Consider the following 944-nt stretch of genomic DNA (forward strand, 5'->3'; position numbering starts at 1 on the left):
TGAAGTTGCCCCGGTTCCGCAGAGCGTTCCGCGCTTTCGCCCTCAAGCGGCAGCGCGGTGCTTCTTCTCGTAACCAGCGGGTGACTCGTAGTCGAGCGCGGAGTGGCGCCTGCGCGGGTTATACCAGCCTTCGATGAAGCGGAAGACGGCCATCCGCGCCTGGGCGTGAGACGTGAAACGGCGGCGTGCGAGCAGTTCGCACTCGAGTGTGGCGAAGAAGCTTTCACACATCGCGTTGTCGTACGCGTCGCCGACGCTGCCCATGGAGGGGCGCACGCCGGCTTCCTTGCACCGAAGCCCGAAGCCAATCGAGGTGTACTGCGTCCCTTGGTCGCTGTGGTGCACGACGCTCTGGGGCTGACGCTGCCCCACAGCCATGTCGAGTGCCTGCACGACGAGCTCCGTCTTGAGGTGGCCAGCCATGGCCCAGCCGACCACTTTGCGGCTCCATGCGTCGAGCACGACGGCGAGGTAGAGGAAGCCGGCGTGCGTCGGGATGTACGTGATGTCCGCAACCCAGAGCTGGTCGGGTCCAGGGGCCACGAATTTGCGGTCGACCAGGTCGGGCGCAGGGCGTGCGCGCTCGTCGCGCGTCGTGGTGACACACCACTTGCGGCGACTGACGCCCTCGAGGCGCGCTGCCCGCATGAGACGGGCAACACGCTTGCGGCCGATGTGCACGCCCTCCGCCGCGAGCTCGGCGTGGATGCGCGGCACGCCGTAGGTGCCGTCGCTCATCGCGTGGATGGCGCGAATGCGCTCGCTGAGGCCCGCGTCCGCGACCGCGCGCTTCGAGGGCAGGCGCGTCCGCCACGCGTGGTAGCCGCTCTCGGACACCTCCAGGACACGGCAGAGCGTCGTGATGCCGTGGACGGCCTGGTTCGCCTTCACGAGTCGGTACGCCGCTTGGGCGTCGCCACGGACTCCTGCGCGAACCAGGCCGC

General features: G+C 68.6%; 1 protein-coding gene. It reads right to left on the reverse strand.

Annotated features, from left to right (window positions below; translation table 11 throughout):
* Positions 1–42 precede the first annotated feature (42 nt).
* Positions 43–944, reverse strand: a 902-nt coding sequence (locus D7X30_RS41360) for an IS3 family transposase (RefSeq protein WP_120568469.1), incomplete at its 5' end; no start/stop codon positions are given.

It is taken from the genome of Corallococcus sp. AB011P (assembly GCF_003611605.1).
GTDB classification, from domain to species: domain Bacteria; phylum Myxococcota; class Myxococcia; order Myxococcales; family Myxococcaceae; genus Corallococcus; species Corallococcus coralloides.